The 2,389-nt window shown below is 73.1% G+C and carries 4 protein-coding genes; 2 read left to right on the top strand and 2 right to left on the bottom strand.

Features of this window, described 5'->3' with window-relative positions:
• The coding region (locus JNW98_RS34510; RefSeq protein WP_223772231.1) for a TetR/AcrR family transcriptional regulator at positions 1–368 on the bottom strand (368 nt) is incomplete at its 3' end.
• Positions 369–495: 127 nt separating this feature from the next.
• Between JNW98_RS34510 and hisN the strand changes: the two genes are divergently transcribed.
• Both hisN and JNW98_RS34500 read left to right on the top strand, forming a co-directional pair.
• Positions 496–1,302 (top strand): histidinol-phosphatase, encoded by an 807-nt coding sequence (hisN, locus tag JNW98_RS34505; RefSeq protein WP_223772230.1) that lies wholly within the window; start codon positions 496–498, stop codon positions 1,300–1,302.
• A gap of 179 nt (positions 1,303–1,481) precedes the next feature.
• The gene (locus JNW98_RS34500) at positions 1,482–1,892 is read left to right on the top strand and encodes a CBS domain-containing protein (RefSeq protein ID WP_223772229.1); all 411 of its coding nucleotides are present in this window, start codon (positions 1,482–1,484) and stop codon (positions 1,890–1,892) included.
• A gap of 83 nt (positions 1,893–1,975) precedes the next feature.
• On the opposite strand, the gene JNW98_RS34495 is transcribed toward JNW98_RS34500, so the two are convergent.
• A partial coding sequence (locus JNW98_RS34495; RefSeq protein WP_308015701.1) for a catalase-related domain-containing protein occupies positions 1,976–2,389 on the bottom strand: 414 nt, incomplete at its 5' end.

Raw genomic sequence — 2,389 nt, 5'->3', positions numbered from 1 at the left:
GGTACGGCGGGGACCGCCTGGGCGGGCAGCCGCTCGCCGCGGCAGCCGGTGAGCGCCGCGCGGACCAGCGGGTTGGCCCGCGCGGTGCGCAGGGTCCACACGGCCGCCGCCGCGCAGCAGTCGCCGGCGTCGGCGTCCTCCCGTCCGACGGCGTCGGCCAGCGAGCGTTCCACGCCGGCCAGGAAGGACTCCGCCTCCCGCCGGACCAGGGCGCGGGCCAGGCCGTCCTTGCTGCCGAACTCGTTGTACAGGGTCTGCCGGGACACCCCGGCGGCGGCCGCCACGTCGACCATCCGGACCCCGTGCCAGGGGCGGGTGCCGAGCGCCGTGTAGGCCGCGTCCAGCAGGAGCTCTCGTGCCGCGGGCATCGTCGCCTCCCGGGGCCTGGCGGCCGCACGACGGTTGTGGCCACAGAATTGACGCACCACCAGACGGTGTCAAGAGCCCGGGCGGGCCGCACGTGCGCGGGCGGGGGCCGCGGGTAGTGTTCCTGTTATGTCCGACTACCACGATGATCTGCGCTTGGCCCATGTCCTGGCGGACGCCGCCGACGCGACGACCATGGAACGGTTCAAGGCCCTCGACCTCAAGGTCGAGACCAAACCGGACATGACACCGGTGAGCGAGGCCGACAAGGCCGCCGAGGAGCTGATCCGCGGTCACCTCCAGCGGGCGCGGCCCCGCGACGCCGTGCTCGGCGAGGAGTTCGGCGGTGAGGGCCTCGGCCCGCGGCGCTGGGTCATCGACCCGATCGACGGCACGAAGAACTACGTGCGCGGGGTGCCCGTGTGGGCGACGCTGATCTCCCTCATGGTGCAGACGGAGCACGAGGGCACCGTCGACTACCAGCCGGTCGTCGGCGTGGTGTCCGCCCCGGCGCTGGGCCGGCGGTGGTGGGCGGCGAAGGGCTCGGGCGCGTACACCGGGCGCAGCCTGACGTCCGCGAGCCGGCTGACGGTCTCGAACGTGGAGCGCGTGGCGGACGCGTCGTTCGCCTACTCCTCGCTGTCGGGCTGGGAGGAGCGCGGGATGCTGCCGCGCTTCCTGGACCTGACGCGGGACTGCTGGCGGACGCGCGGCTACGGCGATTTCTGGCCGTACATGATGGTCGCCGAGGGTTCGGTGGACATCTGCGCGGAGCCGGAGCTGTCGCTGTGGGACATGGCGGCGAACGTCGTCATCGTGGAGGAGGCCGGCGGCCGGTTCACGGGCCTGGACGGCCGGCCGGGCCCGCACAGCGGCAACGCCGCCGCCTCGAACGGGCTGCTCCACGAGGATCTGCTGGGCTACCTGCGCGGCTGAGGAGCGCGGGGGCGGCGGCTGGGGCGGGTCCAGCCCGTTCGGCCGCCTGAAACCTCAAAGAAGACGTAAAAAACCGGCAAAGCCCACCCCTGCGGTCCCCTTCCCTGCGCAAGCGCCGCGTGTCACGCTGTGGACCAGCTTGTGAATGCGTGAAAACGCCCGCAGGAGGTGGCCCGCCCATGCTCGTCCGCGACGCCATGAGCACGATCGTCCTCACCATCGGCCCCGCCCACACCCTCAGGCAGGCCGCCCGGCTGATGTCCGCGCGGCGGGTCGGGGCGGCCGTCGTCCTCGATCCCGACACCAGCGGCCTCGGGATCCTCACCGAACGGGACATCCTCAACGCGCTCGGCGCCGGCTGCGACCCGGACCGGGAGACGGCACACCGCCACACCACGTCGGACGTGGTCTTCGCGGCGCCGGAGTGGACGCTGGAGGAGGCCGCCACGGCCATGTCACGCGGGGAGTTCCGGCATCTGATCGTGCTGGACGGCCAGGAGACCGTGGGCGTCGTCTCGGTCCGGGACCTCATCCGCTGCTGGGTGGCGCGCGGGGGGCTGCGGCGGGACGGGGCCGCGCTGACGGCGTGACACGGCCGCCGGCGCTCACAAGGCAGCCGGAGAGGCCGGAGCCCCATGGCGTCCGGCCTCTCCGGTTTTTTACGGCAAGCGCCCTAGCCGCGCAGGGCCTGGACCGCGGCCTCCAGCCGCTTGCCGTAGTCGGGGTCCGCCTGGCGGAAGTTGTCGATCGCCCGCTCCGCGATGTCGTCGCGCGACACCTTGGCGATGAAGCCCGCGAGGTTGGCGATCAGGCGGCCCTTCTCCTCCTCCGTCATCAGCCGGTAGAGGTTGCCCGCCTGGACGAAGTCGTTGTCCTCGGCGTGCGAGGGGGTCGCGATGTTGCCGGTGACCCCGGTGACGGAGACCGGCTGCCACAGCGGCCGGCCGGTCTCGGCGGGGCCGCCGAAGCTGTTCGGCTCGTAGTTCTTCGCCCGGCCGTGGCGGCCGTCGTAGGCGTAGCCGTCCCGGCCGTGGGTGCGGGCCGCGGTGGCGTGCGGACGGTTCACCGGCAGCTGGTCGGCGTTGAT

The organism is Streptomyces huiliensis (assembly GCF_020037025.1).
Taxonomy (GTDB): domain Bacteria; phylum Actinomycetota; class Actinomycetes; order Streptomycetales; family Streptomycetaceae; genus Streptomyces; species Streptomyces huiliensis.
The sequence above is the reverse complement of the archived record's forward strand: the minus strand, read 5'-3'. Positions and strand labels throughout refer to the sequence as shown.

Bases quoted from the DNA above. Each gene is read 5' to 3' on its own strand.
- hisN (WP_223772230.1), top strand. From the start codon at position 496: ATGTCCGACTACCACGATGATCTGCGCTTGGCCCATGTCCTGGCGGAC.
- JNW98_RS34500 (WP_223772229.1), top strand. From the start codon at position 1,482: ATGCTCGTCCGCGACGCCATGAGCACGATCGTCCTCACCATCGGCCCC.